The 16,137-nt window shown below is 70.4% G+C and carries 13 protein-coding genes; 8 read left to right on the top strand and 5 right to left on the bottom strand.

Features of this window, described 5'->3' with window-relative positions:
• Positions 1 to 43 precede the first annotated feature (43 nt).
• Together AOK15_RS00470 and AOK15_RS44775 are read right to left on the bottom strand one after the other, a co-directional pair.
• Positions 44 to 769, bottom strand: a complete 726-nt coding sequence (locus AOK15_RS00470) for a CBS domain-containing protein (RefSeq protein ID WP_055511458.1) — start codon at positions 767 to 769, stop codon at positions 44 to 46.
• 609 nt (positions 770 to 1,378) lie between these two features.
• Entirely contained in the window at positions 1,379 to 1,564 is a 186-nt protein-coding gene (locus AOK15_RS44775) for a hypothetical protein (protein ID WP_055511460.1), read from the bottom strand.
• A gap of 248 nt (positions 1,565 to 1,812) precedes the next feature.
• Between AOK15_RS44775 and AOK15_RS46010 the strand changes: the two genes are divergently transcribed.
• On the top strand, positions 1,813 to 2,751 hold the full coding sequence (locus AOK15_RS46010) for a hypothetical protein (RefSeq protein WP_205632065.1): 939 nt from the start codon (positions 1,813 to 1,815) through the stop codon (positions 2,749 to 2,751).
• Positions 2,752 to 2,850: 99 nt separating this feature from the next.
• On the opposite strand, the gene AOK15_RS00485 is transcribed toward AOK15_RS46010, so the two are convergent.
• Positions 2,851 to 3,273, bottom strand: a complete 423-nt coding sequence (locus AOK15_RS00485) for a pyridoxamine 5'-phosphate oxidase family protein (RefSeq protein ID WP_055511485.1) — start codon at positions 3,271 to 3,273, stop codon at positions 2,851 to 2,853.
• 301 nt (positions 3,274 to 3,574) lie between these two features.
• On the opposite strand from AOK15_RS00485, the gene AOK15_RS00490 reads away from it, so the two are divergent.
• The 6 genes from AOK15_RS00490 to narI all read left to right on the top strand — a co-directional run bounded on the left by AOK15_RS00490 (position 3,575) and on the right by narI (position 12,556).
• Positions 3,575 to 4,861 (top strand): nitrate/nitrite transporter, encoded by a 1,287-nt coding sequence (locus tag AOK15_RS00490; protein ID WP_079058224.1) that lies wholly within the window; start codon positions 3,575 to 3,577, stop codon positions 4,859 to 4,861.
• Between the two features lie 72 nt (positions 4,862 to 4,933).
• Positions 4,934 to 5,410 (top strand): hemerythrin domain-containing protein, encoded by a 477-nt coding sequence (locus AOK15_RS00495; protein WP_055511462.1) that lies wholly within the window; start codon positions 4,934 to 4,936, stop codon positions 5,408 to 5,410.
• A gap of 304 nt (positions 5,411 to 5,714) precedes the next feature.
• Positions 5,715 to 9,398, top strand: coding sequence for a nitrate reductase subunit alpha (locus tag AOK15_RS00500; protein WP_055511489.1), 3,684 nt, complete (start codon positions 5,715 to 5,717; stop codon positions 9,396 to 9,398).
• A gap of 1 nt (position 9,399) precedes the next feature.
• The gene (gene narH / locus AOK15_RS00505) at positions 9,400 to 11,130 is read left to right on the top strand and encodes a nitrate reductase subunit beta (RefSeq protein WP_055511464.1); all 1,731 of its coding nucleotides are present in this window, start codon (positions 9,400 to 9,402) and stop codon (positions 11,128 to 11,130) included.
• Positions 11,127 to 11,789, top strand: a complete 663-nt coding sequence (narJ, locus tag AOK15_RS00510; protein ID WP_055511466.1) for a nitrate reductase molybdenum cofactor assembly chaperone — start codon at positions 11,127 to 11,129, stop codon at positions 11,787 to 11,789. Before narH ends, narJ begins: the two co-directional genes overlap by 4 nt.
• Positions 11,786 to 12,556, top strand: a complete 771-nt coding sequence (gene narI, locus AOK15_RS00515) for a respiratory nitrate reductase subunit gamma (protein ID WP_055511468.1) — start codon at positions 11,786 to 11,788, stop codon at positions 12,554 to 12,556. Before narJ ends, narI begins: the two co-directional genes overlap by 4 nt.
• Positions 12,557 to 12,646: 90 nt before the next feature.
• On the opposite strand, the gene AOK15_RS00520 is transcribed toward narI, so the two are convergent.
• Positions 12,647 to 13,810 (bottom strand): magnesium and cobalt transport protein CorA, encoded by a 1,164-nt coding sequence (locus AOK15_RS00520; RefSeq protein WP_055511470.1) that lies wholly within the window; start codon positions 13,808 to 13,810, stop codon positions 12,647 to 12,649.
• A 171-nt stretch (positions 13,811 to 13,981) separates the two neighbouring features.
• Between AOK15_RS00520 and AOK15_RS00525 the strand changes: the two genes are divergently transcribed.
• Complete coding sequence (locus AOK15_RS00525; RefSeq protein WP_055511472.1) at positions 13,982 to 15,127, top strand: winged helix DNA-binding domain-containing protein; 1,146 nt, start codon at positions 13,982 to 13,984, stop codon at positions 15,125 to 15,127.
• 168 nt (positions 15,128 to 15,295) lie between these two features.
• On the opposite strand, the gene AOK15_RS00530 is transcribed toward AOK15_RS00525, so the two are convergent.
• Positions 15,296 to 16,093, bottom strand: a complete 798-nt coding sequence (locus tag AOK15_RS00530) for a S1 family peptidase (RefSeq protein WP_055511474.1) — start codon at positions 16,091 to 16,093, stop codon at positions 15,296 to 15,298.
• Positions 16,094 to 16,137 lie beyond the last annotated feature (44 nt).

Raw genomic sequence — 16,137 nt, forward strand, 5'->3', positions numbered from 1 at the left:
CACCACGGGGTGTTGCGGATCTGCCAGGAGCCGGGCAGGGATGTCACAGCCTGCGCAGCCAGTCGTCGGCCACGCCGTGCAGGGCCTGTGCGGCCGGCTGGAGGTGTGTGTCGTCGATCCGGTAGGACAGCTTGTCGACGACGCCGACGACGCCGTCCATCCGACCCGTCATGGCGAGGGAGATGGACTTCTCGGTGCGTCGTTCGACATGGCCCGCGAGGGTGACCACGCCGTCCTGCACGGAGATCGTGACGGTGCGCGGAGCCAGCCACAGTGTGTCGACGATGACCTCCTGCTCCACGGCTTGTCGAATCTCGTCGTCGGTGCGCAGGAACACCGTCAGCAGGTCGCGGCGGGTGACGATGCCGACGAGCCGGTCCTCCTCGTCCACCACGGGCAACCGCTCGATGCGGTGCTCGGCCATCAGCCGGGCGGCCTCGGGGACGGTGGCGTCGGCTCGTACGGTGACGGCGGGTGCCGACATCAGCCCGCCGGCGGTAAGGGCACGGCTCTTTGCGTCCGTCTCCCGGGCACTGTGGCGCAGGCGACGCAGCCGGCCGATCCACGTCTCCTCCCCGGGCTCCTCGGCCTGCCGGAGCATCAGGTCGGTCTCCGAGATCACTCCGATGACCTTGTCGTCCTCGTCGACGACCGGGAGCCCGCTGATGCGGTGTTCGCCCAGCAGCCGTACCACGTCCTTGAAGGGAGTGCCGTACTCCGCCGTGACGACGTCACGGGCCATCAGAGCGCCGATCTTCGTGGGTCTCATCCCTGTCCTCCTGCGCTTGCGCGACGGTCCCCGGTCGGCTCTCCTCCGGGCTTCGAGTCCAGCGTGCGGCGCGGCCACCTGCGCGCCCAGGGACCGAGCGGGCAGGTGGCAGGGCCGAGCGGCCCTCCCGTGGCGCCCGTCCGGCCCGGCGACTGAGTGAGAGGGCCGCTGCCCCGGTTTCCGGCACGGACAGGCGTGGGACGAACCTCCGCCGGCAGATGCCGAACCGCCCCTCCTGCGGCCCAGTCCCGGCTGCGACGGAGGAGATGGACCTCTCTGCTGGTCTGCGACGGTTCGGCGAAAGGCCGTGAGGGCGATGGAGTTGCCCTTTGCCGTGGAGGGCGACGGGTCGGATGCGAGCCTCGTGGCGGTCGGCTGGGCAGTGGATCAGGCCATCCGGCACGGTCCGCCGCTGAGGCTGGTGGACGCCTCCCCCTGGGAGCGATACGAAGGCGTCGTCCTTGTCGGCGCCGAGCGCGGTCACCCGTGCCGAGGCTCCGAGGCCACCACCACCGCACCGAGGAGCGCTGTCCGGCGAGGTGTGCGTGATGGGGTCATGACGCTCAGGCGTGAGGGCCGGCCGGCCCCTGGGCGAGGGTGGATGGGCGGTCATGTCCCGGCGCTGGTGGTCAGCCGGTGGCCCAGGGCGACGGACGCGAGGGTGACCAGGGCGGTGGCGAAGGCCGCGAGGACTGTCAGCTCGCTCAGGATCGCTGACAGGTCCCCATCGCAGGACAGCAGCGTCGTCCACGTGGCGCCGTGTCCGGCCCGAACTGGCGCGGGGCCGGCTCTCACCAGGCTCCGCGACGCCGAAGCCGTTCGGCTCTTCCTGCGGAGACGAACGGCCCTGGCCGGAACCGCGCGACCGCACGGACCCTGGGCACATGGACACAGAGAGCGTGTCGGCGACGAATCCGGTCACCTCGGCACGTCGGCCGCGACCGGTCAACCGCGTCGTGCTGTCGGCGCTGCGGTCACGATGGCACACGGCACTGCCCGGCCTGTGCGCACTGACCTTCCTGGGACGTCGTACCGGGTGCCCCGTGAGCCTGCCTGTGCGGTACGCGCGCGACGACGACCAGCTCGTGGTGATGGTGGGCCGAGCCGCCGACAAGCAGTGGTGGCGCAACTTCACTCAGCCCCGTCAGGTCGGCGTGCTGGCCGAGGGCGTGCCCCATGAGGGTCTTGGGCGCCTGGTGCCGGCGGGACATCCCGGTCGTGCCGCTGCGGAGCGTGTCTACCGCCGACGCCACCCACACGCCCGCGTCAGCCCCGACAACCCCATGGTCGTGATCACCTTGGCGTCTGGCCGCCTTTCAGGCGAGCAGACCGGGCGCGAAGACCCCACAGCCGAGCCGGCACTTCCGACGGGGCGGCAACTGTGGGGCCGGTGGTGGCGCTGGACAACACTGGGAGAGGCCACGGGCTTCTGCGTCCCGGCCGCGGCGGCAGCCGCCGTCGGCGGAACTTCCACAGCGATCGAGTGGCCCGTGCTGGTCGCGGCGGGAATGGCAGAGGGAGCCTTGCTGGGCGCGGCTCAGGCCCATGTGCTGCACCAAGTCCTGCCCGATCTGCGGCCGCGCCGATGGGTGGCGGCCACCGCGGTGGCCGCCGGCGCCGCCTGGCTGCTGGGGCTGATGCCCTCGGTGATGCTTCCACGTATCGGATACTGGCCGGCCGCAGCCGGCCTGGTCGCCGTCGATGGGCTGCTTCTGCTGCTCAGCCTGGGCACCGCCCAGTGGTGGGTGCTGCGACGCCACATCACCGGCGCGGGCGCATGGATCCCCGCCACCGCTGCCGCCTGGCTGGCCGGACTCGCCGTCTTCTGCGCGACAGCCATGCCGCTGTGGCGTCCCGGTCAGTCTCCCGTGCTGATCGCCGGCATCGGCGCCCTTGCCGGTCTCCTCATGGCGGCCACCGTCGCAGCCGTCACCGGAGGCGCGCTGGTACGCCTCGTAAAAATCCACCGACCGTCCGGATGACTGCGCAGGCGTTGGCTGGGCCAGGGCCCTTCTGATGGATCTCCGCGGCGTCGCGACGCCCGGCACGCCCGAGTCAGAAGCACCCGCATCGGTTGCGGCTCATTGCACGGTGCGTGCCCCGGTGAGTTCGCGCCCGGTGACCAGCGTCGACTCGATCCGTACGAAGACTCCGTCGCGCACGGGCATCCAGGATTGCCGGCCGGTCCGTGACAGGCGCCGGTGCTCGGCGGGGTCGGTCACCGCGGTGGCCCGCCCGGTGACGACCACGCTCCAGCCGGACCGGGTCTCCGCGTCGAACTCGTCCGCCTCGAAGGCGACCACGACACCGTCAATGGCGCGCATGAGGTCCGATCCTGCCGAGGTGAACAGCAGGACGCAGGCGTCCGCGTCAAGCGAGAAGTTGATGGGCAGGACCGCGGGCAGGGCCTGCCGGGTGTAGACCACGCGGCCGACCGGCACCTCGGCCAGCAGGCGCAAGCACTCCCGCCGGTCGAGAGCGCGAAAGGCATTGTTCTCGAGCATCAGCCCATCGTCGGCGGGCACCCCTGCGCACGGTAGGGCCGGGCGGCCCTCTTCTGCGCCCCTCCGTGAGCCGGCAGCGCCGGGACCGGACGAGTCGTATGAGCTGTTCGGGGCGTAGGTCACAAAGAGGGAAAGGCGGCCTGATCCGCTCAGGGACCCTCTGCCCGGAGGCAGGGACCCATGGCCCATGCCGCGGAGCTGTCCGGAAAAGGACAGTGGCTGAGGGTGCCGAACTCAGGGCGAGAGGCCCGTGTGCGCTCCCGTGCCACAGGACAAGCGTAAGAGGGAAGGGACGGACACCATGGTTCAGCCGTCGACGAGGGAGAGCGACAGGACAGGGTCGGGTACGCCGGTGCCCGGCCGGGCCTGGCTGATGCTGGCCCTGGCCACCATCGGGTTCGCCGTCAACTTCTGGGCATGGGCGCTGCTCAGTCCGCTCGGCCCCCGGTTCAAGGACACTCTGGAGCTGTCCTCCTTCCAGCAGTCGCTGCTGGTGGCGGTTCCGGTCGTGGTGGGCTCGCTGGGCCGTATCCCGGTCGGCGCGTTGACCGACCGGTTCGGCGGCCGGGTGATGTTCCCGATCGTGTCGGCGGCCACCATCGTGCCGGTCCTCTACCTCGGCCTGGCCGGCCACTCCTCGCTCACCGCACTCCTGGTCGGGGGGTTCTTCCTCGGCGTCGCCGGTACCGCCTTCGCGGTCGGCGTGCCGCTGGTCAGCGCCTGGTTCCCGCCCGAGCGGCGCGGGCTGGCGATCGGTGTCTTCGGCGCCGGCATGGGCGGCACCGCCATCAGCGCCCTGACCACGGTGAAGCTGGTCGACGCCAACAGCATGTCCACCCCCTTCCTGATCACCGCGGCCGTCCTCGCCGTCTACGCCGTGACCGCCTGGCTGCTGCTGCGCGACGCGCCTGGCCGCACCGTGCCGACCGAGCCGCTGGTCCGGCGCCTTGCGGCGACCGCCCGGTTGCCCATCACCTGGCAGGCATCCGCGCTGTACGCGGTCGCGTTCGGCGGCTATGTCGCCTTCTCCGTCTACCTGCCGACCTACCTCAAGACCGGCTACGGCCTCACCCAGGCCGACGCCGCCAACCGGATGGCCGGTTTCGTCCTGCTGGCCGTCGCGATGCGGCCGGTCGGCGGCTGGCTGTCGGACCGGATCGGCCCGGTGCGGGTGCTGGCCGGCTCGCTGGCCGTGGTCGTGGCCGGGGCGGTCGCGCAGGCGTTCACCCCGGCTCTGGCACTGATCGGCACCATCGCCTTCCTGGCCATGGCCGCCGCGCTCGGTGCCGGCAGCGGAGCGACCTTCGCGCTGGTGGCCCTGCGCACCCCGGCCAACCAGGTCGGCTCGGTCACCGGAGTGGTCGGCGCCGCGGGTGGCCTGGGCGGCTTCCTCCCGCCGCTGGTCATGGGCTCCCTGTACGGCGAGTACGGCACGTACGCGGCCGGACTGGCCCTGCTTGCCGTCGTCGCCGCCGCCGCGCTGGCCTACACCCTCACCGGCGTCCGCACGGCGGCCGGTGGCGGCAAGCGCAAGCCACGCGCCGGCCGTCGGCACCGGCACCACACCACCGCCGGCACCACCGCATGACGGCGGACGAGGCGAACAGAGGCCAAGGACGGCACACGATCCGAGGACCACGAGCCACAAGGAGAAGAACCGGTGTGTGAGTACTGCGGATGTCAGTCGCTGACGTCGATCGGTGAGCTGACCCGCGAGCATGACGAGGTCGTCCGTCTGATCAGTCATCTCCGCCCCGCCCAGCAGGCCGGGGACGTGGCCGGGATGGCGAAGGTCGCCCGCGACATCGCGACCGTGCTCGGTCCCCACACACAAGTGGAGGAGCACGGCCTGTTCCCCGCGATGGCCGGAGACTTCCCCGACCAGATCGCCGCCCTGGAGGCCGAGCACCGTCGCATCGACGCGGTGCTGGCCGAGGCCGCCGACGGAGTGACACCCGCGGACCCGACGTGGCCGGACCGGCTCGTCGAGGCGACGGCCATGCTGCGCGACCACATCCTCAAGGAGCAGGACGGCGTCTTCCCTGCCGCACTCGCCCATCTCAGCACCGAGGAGTGGGAAGCGGTCGAGGCCGTACGCGAACAGGCGGGCAGCGCTCTGCCCCAGCCCGCCGCCTGACCGGCCGCATTCCGGCGTCGCCAGGGGAGCAGCCCAGGTCGGCCCCGTGCCCCGCTCGGCCGAGCGGGGCACGGGGCCGACCTGCACAGGTTGGTCACTCAGCGTCCGAGTAACCGACCCTGAACGCCGACGATCTTTACCAAGCCGCACGCTTCTCCTGGAGTGGCTGTTGACCCTGCTGGGGGCGGTGGTCGTAGAGTCGTCATCGGCCGGGACCGATCACAATTCGAACGGGCGCCCGAGGTGTCCGGGGTGGAGTGGCACGGTGAGCACCGAGACCAGCCCGGAACGGGCACGGGTGGGCATGGACAGCGACCTGGTGGAGGCGCTGGTGCGCAGCCGCCGGTTCTTCACCAAGGCGGAGGTCTCGGACGACCTGCGCACCCTGCACCGCAAGGGCGGCCGGCGGGCGGACGAGTTCTACCGGGACCGCTGGTCCCACGACAAGGTGGTCCGCTCCACCCATGGCGTCAACTGCACCGGCTCGTGCTCCTGGAAGGTGTACGTCAAGGACGGCATCATCACGTGGGAGGCGCAGCAGACCGACTATCCGTCGGTGGGCCCGGACCGCCCCGAGTACGAGCCGCGCGGCTGTCCGCGCGGCGCCGCCTTCTCCTGGTACACCTACTCGCCGACCCGGGTGCGCTACCCGTACGTGCGGGGGGTGCTCCTCCAGATGTACCGGGAGGCCAAACAGAGGCTGGGCGACCCGGTGGCGGCCTGGGCGGACATCGTCTCCGACCCGGAACGCGCCCGCCGCTACAAGCAGGTGCGCGGCAAGGGCGGCCTGGTGCGGGCGAGCTGGGACGAGGCGGTGGAGATGGTCGCCGCCGCGCATGTGCACACCATCAAGGAGTACGGGCCGGACCGGCTGGCGGGGTTCTCACCGATCCCCGCGATGTCCATGGTCTCCCATGCCGCCGGCGCCCGCTTCTACTCCCTCCTCGGCGGGGCGATGCTGTCGTTCTACGACTGGTACGCCGACCTGCCGGTGGCCTCGCCGCAGGTGTTCGGCGACCAGACGGACGTACCGGAGTCGGGGGACTGGTGGGACGCCGGCTATCTGATCATGTGGGGTTCGAACCTGCCGGTGACCCGCACGCCGGACGCGCACTGGATGACGGAGGCCCGCTACCGCGGCCAGAAGGTCGTGGCCGTGTCGCCCGACTACGCGGACAACGTGAAGTTCGCCGACGAGTGGCTCGCGGCCCAGCCCGGCACCGACGGGGCACTGGCGATGGCCATGGGGCATGTGATCCTCAAGGAGTTCTTCGTCGACCGGGCCACGCCGTCCTTCACCGACTACGTCAAGAAGTACACCGATCTGCCCTTCCTCATCGCCCTCGACGAGATCGACGGCACGCCGGGCACCTACCGGCCGGGCAAGTTCCTGACCGCCGCCGACCTGGGCGGCGCGTACGCCGAGGCCGAGCACGCGGAGTTCCGCACCGTGCTGCTGGACGCGGCCACCGGGCAGCCGGTGGTGCCGAACGGCACGCTCGGTGACCGCTACGGCGAGAGCGGGGCCGGGAAATGGAACCTGGATCTCGGCGCCATCGACCCTCTCCTGTCCGCCGAAGGCACTGACGAGGCACCGGTTGCCGTCGAACTGGCCCGTTTCGACGTTCCCGACGGCAGCGCCGGACGGCTGCGACGTGGGGTTCCCGTGCACCGCGTCGGCGGGCGGCTGGTGACCACGGTGTACGACCTGCTGCTGGCCCAGTACGGGGTGGGCCGGGAGGGGCTGCCGGGCGAGTGGCCGACGTCGTACGAGGACGCGGACGAGCCGTACACCCCTGCCTGGCAGGCGGCGATCACCGGCGTCGCTGCGGAGAAGGCGGCCAGGATCGCCCGGGAGTTCGCGGCCAACGCCGAGGAATCGGGTGGCCGCTCGATGATCATCATGGGGGCGGGCACCAACCACTGGTTCCACTCCGACACCATCTACCGGTCCTTCCTCACCCTCACCACACTCACGGGCTGCCAGGGTGTCAACGGCGGCGGCTGGGCCCACTACGTCGGCCAGGAGAAGGTCCGCCCGATCACCGGCTACTCGGCGATCGCAACCGCCTCCGACTGGAACCGGCCGGCCCGGCAGATGATCCAGACCGCGTACTGGTATCTGCACAGCGACCAGTTCCGCTACGACCCCTTCTCCGCCGGCACCCTCGCGGCGGCCGGCACGGGCGGTCCGTTCGCCGGGAAGACCACGGCGGACGTCATCGCGCAGTCGGCGCGGATGGGATGGATGCCGTCGTATCCCACCTTCGACCGCAACCCGCTGGATCTCGCCGACGAGGCAGCGGCAGCCGACCGTCCGGTCGCCGAGCACATCGTGGACGAGCTCAAGGCGGGGCGGCTGCGGTTCGCGGGCGAGGACCCGGACGCGCCGGAGAACTTCCCACGCGTGCTGACCGTGTGGCGCGCCAATCTGCTGGGCTCCTCGGCCAAGGGCAACGAGTACTTCCTCAAGCATCTCCTCGGCACCGACGCGTCGGTACGGGCCGGCGAGGCGCCGCCGGACGCGCGCCCGCGGGAGGTGGTGTGGCGGGAGGAGGCCCCCGAGGGCAAGCTCGACCTGCTGCTGACGCTGGACTTCCGCATGACCAGCACCACGGTCTTCTCCGATGTGGTCCTGCCGGCCGCGACCTGGTACGAGAAGCACGACCTGTCCAGCACGGACATGCACCCCTTCGTCCACGCCTTCAACCCGGCGATCGCCCCGCCCTGGCAGACCCGTACCGACTGGGACGCCTTCCACACCCTCGCCCGGGAGTTCAGCCGTCAGGCCGCCGAACATCTCGGCGTCCGCAAGGATGTCGTGGCCGCGCCCCTGCTGCACGACACCCCCGACGAACTGGCCAATCCGCATGGGGTGGTGCGGGACTGGAAGGCGGGGGAGTGCGAGCCGGTCCCGGGCCGCACCATGCCGAAGCTGGTGACGGTCGAACGGGACTACGGCTCCGTTGCCGACAAGATGGGAGCCCTCGGGCCCCTGCTGGACAGCCTCGGCGCCACGACCAAGGGCATCACGTTCCATGTGGACAAGGAGCTTCAGTACCTGCGGCACAAGAACGGTGTCGTGCGCGGCGGCGCGGCCGACGGGCGGCCCTCGATCGCCCGCGACGCGCACGCCTGCGAGGCGATCCTCGCCCTGTCCGGCACCACCAACGGACACCTGGCCACCCAGGGATTCCACACCCTCGAGACCCGCACCGGCACACAGCTCGCGGACCTGGCGGCCGAGCACGAGGGCAAGCAGATCACCTTCGCCGACACCCAGGCAGCCCCCGTCCCGGTCATCACGTCACCGGAGTGGTCGGGCTCGGAGACGGGCGGGCGCCGCTACTCGCCCTTCACCGTCAACGTGGAACGCCTCAAGCCCTGGCACACCCTCACCGGCCGCCAGCACTTCTATCTCGACCACGACTGGATGACCGCACTCGGTGAGCAACTGCCCGTCTACCGGCCACCGTTGAATATGCACGCGCTGTTCGACGAACCACAGGTCGGCGAAACCGGTGAACTCGGCGTGACCGTGCGCTACCTGACACCGCACAACAAGTGGTCGATCCACTCCGAGTACCAGGACAACCTGTTCATGCTGTCGCTGTCCCGGGGCGGGCCGACGATCTGGATGTCCACCGCCGACGCGGCCAAGATCGGCGTGAAGGACAACGACTGGATCGAGGCGGTCAACCGCAACGGCGTGGTCGCGGCCCGCGCGGTCGTCTCCCACCGCATGCCGGAAGGCACCGTCTACATGCACCACGCCCAGGACCGGCTCATCGACGTGCCCCGCACCGAGACGAGCGGCCGGCGCGGCGGCATCCACAACTCCCTGACCCGCCTGCTGATCAAACCCAGCCACCTCATCGGCGGCTACGCCCAGCTCTCGTACGCCTTCAACTACCTCGGCCCCACCGGCAACCAGCGCGACGAGGTCACCGTCATCCGCCGCCGCGCCAACCAGGAGGTGGAGTACTGACATGCCTCGTGACGGAGTCACTATTGGTCGCTGTATGGCCCAGATGGCGATGGTGATGAACCTCGACAAGTGCATCGGCTGCCACACCTGCTCGGTCACCTGCAAACAGGCGTGGACCAACCGCACCGGCGTCGAGTACGTGTGGTTCAACAACGTCGAGACCCGCCCTGGCCAGGGCTACCCCCGCCGCTACGAGGACCAGGACACCTGGAAGGGCGGCTGGGAACTGAACAAGAAGGGCCGCCTCGCACTGAAGGCGGGCGGCCGGTTCAAGAAGCTCATCCAGATCTTCTCCAACCCCAAGCTGCCATCCCTCGACGACTACTACGAGCCCTGGACCTACGACTACGAGACGCTGACCAACGCCCCGCTGCAGGATCACACCCCGGTCGCCCGGCCCAGGTCTCTGATCTCGGGCAAGGACATGAAGATCTCCTGGTCGGCGAACTGGGACGACGACCTCGGCGGATCGACCGCGACCAGTGAGCAGGACGTGCTGCTGAACGAGGTCTCCGAGAAGATCAAGTTCGAGTTCGAGCAGACCTTCATGTTCTACCTTCCCCGGATCTGCGAGCACTGCCTCAACCCGTCCTGCGCGGCCTCCTGCCCCTCCGGCGCGATCTACAAGCGGAAGGAGGACGGCATCGTCCTGGTCGACCAGGACCGCTGCCGCGGCTGGCGGATGTGCGTGACCGGCTGCCCGTACAAGAAGGTCTACTTCAACCACCGCACCGGCAAGGCCGAGAAGTGCACCTTCTGCTTCCCACGCGTCGAGGTCGGCCTTCCCACGGTCTGCTCCGAGACCTGCGTCGGCCGGCTGCGCTACATCGGCCTCGTCCTCTACGACGCCGACCGCGTCCTGGAAGCCGCCTCCGCCCCCGACGACACCGACCTGTACGAGGCCCAGCGGAAGGTCTTCCTCGATCCGAACGACCCCGACGTCGTACGCGAGGCGGAGAAGGCGGGCATCCCCCGGGACTGGATCGAAGCGGCCCAGCGCTCCCCGATCCACGCCCTGATCAACACCTACAAGGTGGCCCTGCCACTGCACCCGGAGTACCGCACCCTGCCGATGGTCTGGTACATCCCCCCGCTGTCCCCGGTCGTCGACGCCGTACGCGACACCGGTCAGGACGCCGAGGACCACCAGAACCTCTTCGCGGCCGTCGACTCCCTGCGCATCCCCGTCGACTACCTCGCCCAACTGTTCACCGCGGGCGATCCACAGCCGGTGGACGCGGTTCTGCGCCGCCTGGCGGCCATGCGCTCGTACATGCGCGACATCAACCTCGGCCGAGAGCCGAACGACGCCATCCCCAAGGCCGTCGGCATGAGCGGTGAGCAGGTATACGACATGTACCGGCTGCTGGCCCTGGCAAAGTACGACGAGCGCTACGTCATCCCCTCGGCGCACGCCGAACAGGCTCACAAGCTCGAAGAACTCGCCACCGAGTGCAGCCTGGACTACGAGGGCGGCCCCGGTATGGGCGGCTCCGGCCCCTTCGGTGAAACGTCCGGAGGCGCGGCGCCCATCGCTGTGGAGAACTTCCACGCCCTGCGCGACCGGCAGACCTCCGACACCGCCGCAACGCCCACCGACAAGGCCACCCGCGTCAACCTTCTCAACTGGGACGGCAAGGGCTCCCCACCCGGCCTCTTCCCGGACAAACCGATGGGCGGCGGAGCCGGCACCGGCAAAGACAGTGCGGGGGAGGTCGAGCCGAAGCCATGAAGAGGAAGACCACTCGGGCGGCCCGGACCGAGCCCTGGCACCTCTACGCCTGGCAGGCCCAGTCCCTGCTGCTCGCCTATCCCGACGAGCAGTTCGAACAGCACCTTGCCCTGGCCGCCAGGGTCGCTGCCACCCTTCCGGAACCGGTCGCGCGCCCCTTGCTCCGTTTCATGGCACACGCCGGGCAGACCGCCCTCGCGGACCTGGCCGCCGCCTACGTCGCCACCTTCGACCACCGCAAGCGCTGCTGCCTCTACCTGACCTACTACGCCCACGGCGACACCAGGAAACGCGGCCTCGGCCTGCTGCGGCTGAAGCAGACCTACGCGGCCGACGGATGGCGCCTGGGCGACGACGAACTGCCCGACCACCTCGCCGTCGTGCTCGAATTCGCCGCCACCGACCCGGATACCGGAGCGCGCCTGCTGACCGAACACCGTGCCGGAGTGGAACTGCTGCGCCTGGCCCTGAACGGCGACGGCTCGCCCTGGGCCCACGTCCTGGACTCCGTCTCCGCCACCCTGCCCGCCCTCGCCGGCGACGACCGCGAAGCCGTCATGCGCCTCGCCGCCGAAGGCCCGCCCGAGGAACAGGTCGGCCTCGACCCGTACGCGTCCCCCGTGTTCCTGCCCGACCCCGTCGTAGGAGGTCCCCGATGACCGCGTCCACGCAGCGCCTCATCCTGGCGGCGGAGGCAGGCACCGGCGGCACGCTGCTGTGGGTCGTCCTGCCCTACCTCGCCCTCGCGATCTTCGTCCTCGGTCACGTCTGGCGCTACCGCTACGACAAGTTCGGCTGGACCACCCGCTCCTCCCAGCTGTACGAACGGCGCCTGCTGCGCATCGGCAGCCCGCTGTTTCACTTCGGCATCATCGTGGTGCTCCTCGGCCACATCGGCGGCCTGGTCATTCCCAAGAGCTGGACCGAGGCGGCCGGGATCAGCGAACACACGTACCACATCGGTGCGGTCGTCCTCGGCACCATCGCGGGCGTCGCCACCGTCGGCGGGCTGGCCATCCTGATCTACCGTCGGCGGACCGTCGGCCCGGTCTTCTCCGCCACCACCCGCAACGACAAGGCCATGTACGTCTCGCTGGCCCTGACCATCGGGCTGGGCCTGGCCGCGACCGTGGCCGCGAACGTCGTCGGCGGGGGATACGACTACCGCGAGACCATCTCCCCCTGGTTCCGTTCCATCTTCTACTTTCAGCCGGACCCGGACCTGATGTCCGGCGCCCCGGTGCTGTTCAAGCTGCACGCCATCAGTGCCCTGCTGCTCTTCGCGGCCTGGCCCTTCACCCGGCTCGTCCACATGCTCACCGCGCCGCTGGGCTACCTGACCCGCCCCTACATCGTCTACCGCAGCCGCGACGTCCAACTCGGCGCCCGGGCCCCGCATCGCGGCTGGGAGCGGACAGGGTCATGAGCGGTCGTTCCCGGCATGCGGTGACGCCGCCCCGTCGGCGAGGGGCCGACGGCCAAGCTGCGCGCGTCTCTGCCCGAGGAGGAGAGGGACTCAGAGCCAGTCCCGTCGCTTGAAGATCACGTACAAACTGGCGCAGACAACCCCCATGAGGCCGATCGCGAAGGGGTATCCGAAGCTCCAGCTCAGCTCCGGCATGTGCGTGAAGTTCATGCCGTAAACGGTTCCCACGAGTGTGGGAGCAAAAAGAATCGCCGCCCACGAGGAGATCTTCTTGATCTCCTCGTTCTGTTCGAAGCCCGCCTCCGCCAGGGCCCGCATCTCCGCGTTCTGCTGCTGGGTCACCAGCGTGGCGTTCACCGTGAGGATGTCCGTGAGGGCTTGGCGGAAGCCGTCCACGCGTTCGCTGGTGTGGGCGACGTGGTCGGCCACGTCGCGGAGGTGGCTCTGGAGTTCGTCGTCCGTCTCGTACTTGGTGAAACCGGCCATGAGGCCGTGCAGCATGCCGACCAGGGGGCGGGTGGCCCGCTGGAACTCGACCACCTCGCGGGAGAGTTCGTAGATACGGCGGGACACCTCCGGATCGCCCCGGAACACCTCGGTCTCGATCTCGTCGATGTCGTTCTGCACGCCTGCGACGACCGGCACATAGTCGTCCACCACCGCGTCGAGGATGGCGTACAGCACCGCCTCCGGACCCAGCCTCAGCAGTTCCGGGGTCTCCTCCATACGGCGGCGCACCGCCGACAGGTCCGGCGCCGCGCCATGGCGGACCGTGATGACGAAGTCCGGCCCCACGAACACGTGCAGCTCGCCGAAGTCGACCTCCTCCGGCGCGTCGAGATAGCGGGCCGCGCGCAGCACGACGAACAGGGTGTCGCCGTAGCGCTCCAGTTTGGGGCGCTGATGGGCCTCCATCGCGTCCTCGACGGCGAGCGGATGGAGGTCGAACTCCGTTGCCAGTGACAGCAGTTCACCCTCCGTGGGGCGGGCCAGCCCGATCCACGCCATGCCCGACGGTGCCTCCCGCAGCGCGCGGTAGGTCTCGGCGAGCGACGCGGGCGCGGCGACCCGTACGCCGTCCTCGTACAGGACCGCCTGGACGACACTGGCCGCCCGGTCCGGCCGCTCCGGTTCCGCCGGTCCGGGACGGGGCGCCGGTGGTCGGCCCGCCGGCGGCGCGGGCGGGGTCAGCGCGCGGCGCCAGACCGACCCCCTGGCGCTCTTCGAGGCTGGGCGGGCACGTCGTTCGGCCATCGGTTCGCCTCCGGAGTCGCACATCTGTCTGTGTGATCTTCGAGCAGGATATCCGGGGCCGTGGCACGGGCCCCGGGAGTTCCGATCCCGCCGGGCGTCGCGGACAGCCACTGTCCTCCCGCCGGGCGTCGCGGACAGAAGCTGTCCGCAACGGCCGTTAGCGTTTGCCTCATGACGAAGAAGGCGACCTCGACCGCACCCCTGCTCGGCGCCCGCGCCCTCAACCGCTCCACCCTCGCCCGGCAACTGCTGCTGCGCCGCACGCCCGTGGCCGAACTGCCGGTGAACGGTGCCGTCGAGCATCTGCTCGGGCTCCAGGCACAGAACGTCAAACCGCCGTACTACGCCCTCGCCGCCCGCCTGGAGGGCTTCGCCCCCGAGCAGTTGTCGACGCTGATGGCGGAGCGCGCCGTCGTCCGGATCGTCACCATGCGGTCCACCATCCACACCCACACCGCCGAGGACTGCCTCACGTTGCGGCCCCTCGTGCAGCCCGCCCGTGAACGGGAACTGCAGCTGTTCCGCAAGGGCCTCGTCGGCGTCGACCTCGACCGGCTCGCCTCCCTCGCCCGGGAGTTGGTGGAGGACGAGCCGCGCACCCTCAAGCAGTTGCGCGAGGCACTGCTCGTCGAGTGGCCCGACGCCGATCCGTTCGCCCTCGGTGTCGCCGCGCGCTGCCGGCTGCCGCTGGTGCAGGTGACCCCGCGCGGACTGTGGGGCAGGAGCGGCCAGGTCGCGCTGACCACCGCCGAGCACTGGCTGGGCCGCCCCGCCGCACCGGCCCCGGCGCCCGAGACCGTCGTACGCCGCTATCTCGCCGCCTTCGGACCCGCCTCCGTCAAGGACATGCAGACCTGGGCCGGCCTGACCCGGCTGCGTGAGGCGTTCGAGCGGCTGCGCCCCGAGCTGGTCACCTTCCGCGACGAGAGCGGTGTCGAACTCTTCGACCTCCCCGACGCGCCCCGTCCCGACCCGCAGACCCCGGCGCCGCCCCGTCTGCTGCCCGAGTTCGACAACCTGCTCCTCTCCCACGCCGACCGCTCCCGTGTCGTACCGCCCGACCTCAAGGGCCGTAGCTGGCAGGGAAATCAGGCGTACCGCACCTTTCTCGTCGACGGGTTCCTGGCGGGGATCTGGAAGTTCGACGGGCCCGCCCTCGTCCTGGAGCCGTTCGTTCGCCTCACCGCGGAGCAGCGGACCGACCTCGTCGCGGAGGCCGAGCGCACCCTCCGGACACTCCCCGGTGAGGGCGGGGATGAGGGCGGGCGCGAGGGCGGCGGCGCGCACGACATCCGCTTCGGCACCGTCGCGAACTGACGCGACCGGGACGCCGTCGGGACATGGCGGACGCGGGGGACATGGCGGACGTCGAGGGCGTGGCGGACGTGGAGAGGGGGCGCTGCGAACCGCTCGTGGCAGGTTCGCAACGCCCCCTGGTATCACCTGAGGATGTGCCTCAGGAGCTCGCGGGCCGGCCTCGCGCCGCTATGAGTTGATCTGCGCGGCCACCGTGTTGGAGAAGGTGGTCAGCCGGGTGTAGATACCGGGGTACTGCGCGTCGGCGCAGCCGTAACCCCAGGAAGTAATACCTGCCAGGACGCCCCCGATGATCAGGGGACCGCCGCTGTCGCCCTGGCAGGTGTCCACGCCGCCGGATGTGTAACCGGCGCACACCATGTCGCTCGCCTTGAAGGCGGAGCCGTAGGAACTGGAGCTGCCACAGACCGAGTTGGACACGGTCGGCACGGTCGCGGTGCGCAGCTGGTTGGAGGAGGAGCCGCCCGAGGAGGTGGTGCCCCAGCCGAGGATGCGGGCGGTGGTGCCGGCCGCGTAGACGCCGGTCTGCGACGAGGTGACGTACGAGACCGGGGCGTACGGCATCGACGACGACAGGGTCAGCACGGCCACGTCGCTGCCGTCCTCGGCGGCCGTGTAGTTCGGGTGGATCCATATGCGGCTGACGGACCGGACGGTGCCGTCCGTGCCGTTGCGGTAGGTGCGGCCGCCGACGACACGGGTGTTGCTGGTCGTTCTGCCCTCGACACAGTGGGCCGCGGTGATCACCTTGGTCGCGGACACGAGCGTGCCGCCGCAGAACTGGCTCTGCGAGGCGTTCGTGATCTGCATGACGTACGGGTACGCGCTCGCGGTGGTGGTCGTACCGCCGACGATGGGCTGGGGAGCGGCGACGGCGCCGGGGGCGGCCAGCAGGGCGGCAGCGGAGGCCGCGGCGGTCGCCGCCGCGGCGACGATCGTCTTCCTGGCACGGTTGAACCCGAACATGGTTCTCCTCATGGGGGGAGGGAGTTGCCGGTGGGGGACGCGCG

The organism is Streptomyces ossamyceticus, assembly GCF_001418475.1.
In the GTDB taxonomy this organism is placed as follows: domain Bacteria; phylum Actinomycetota; class Actinomycetes; order Streptomycetales; family Streptomycetaceae; genus Streptomyces; species Streptomyces ossamyceticus.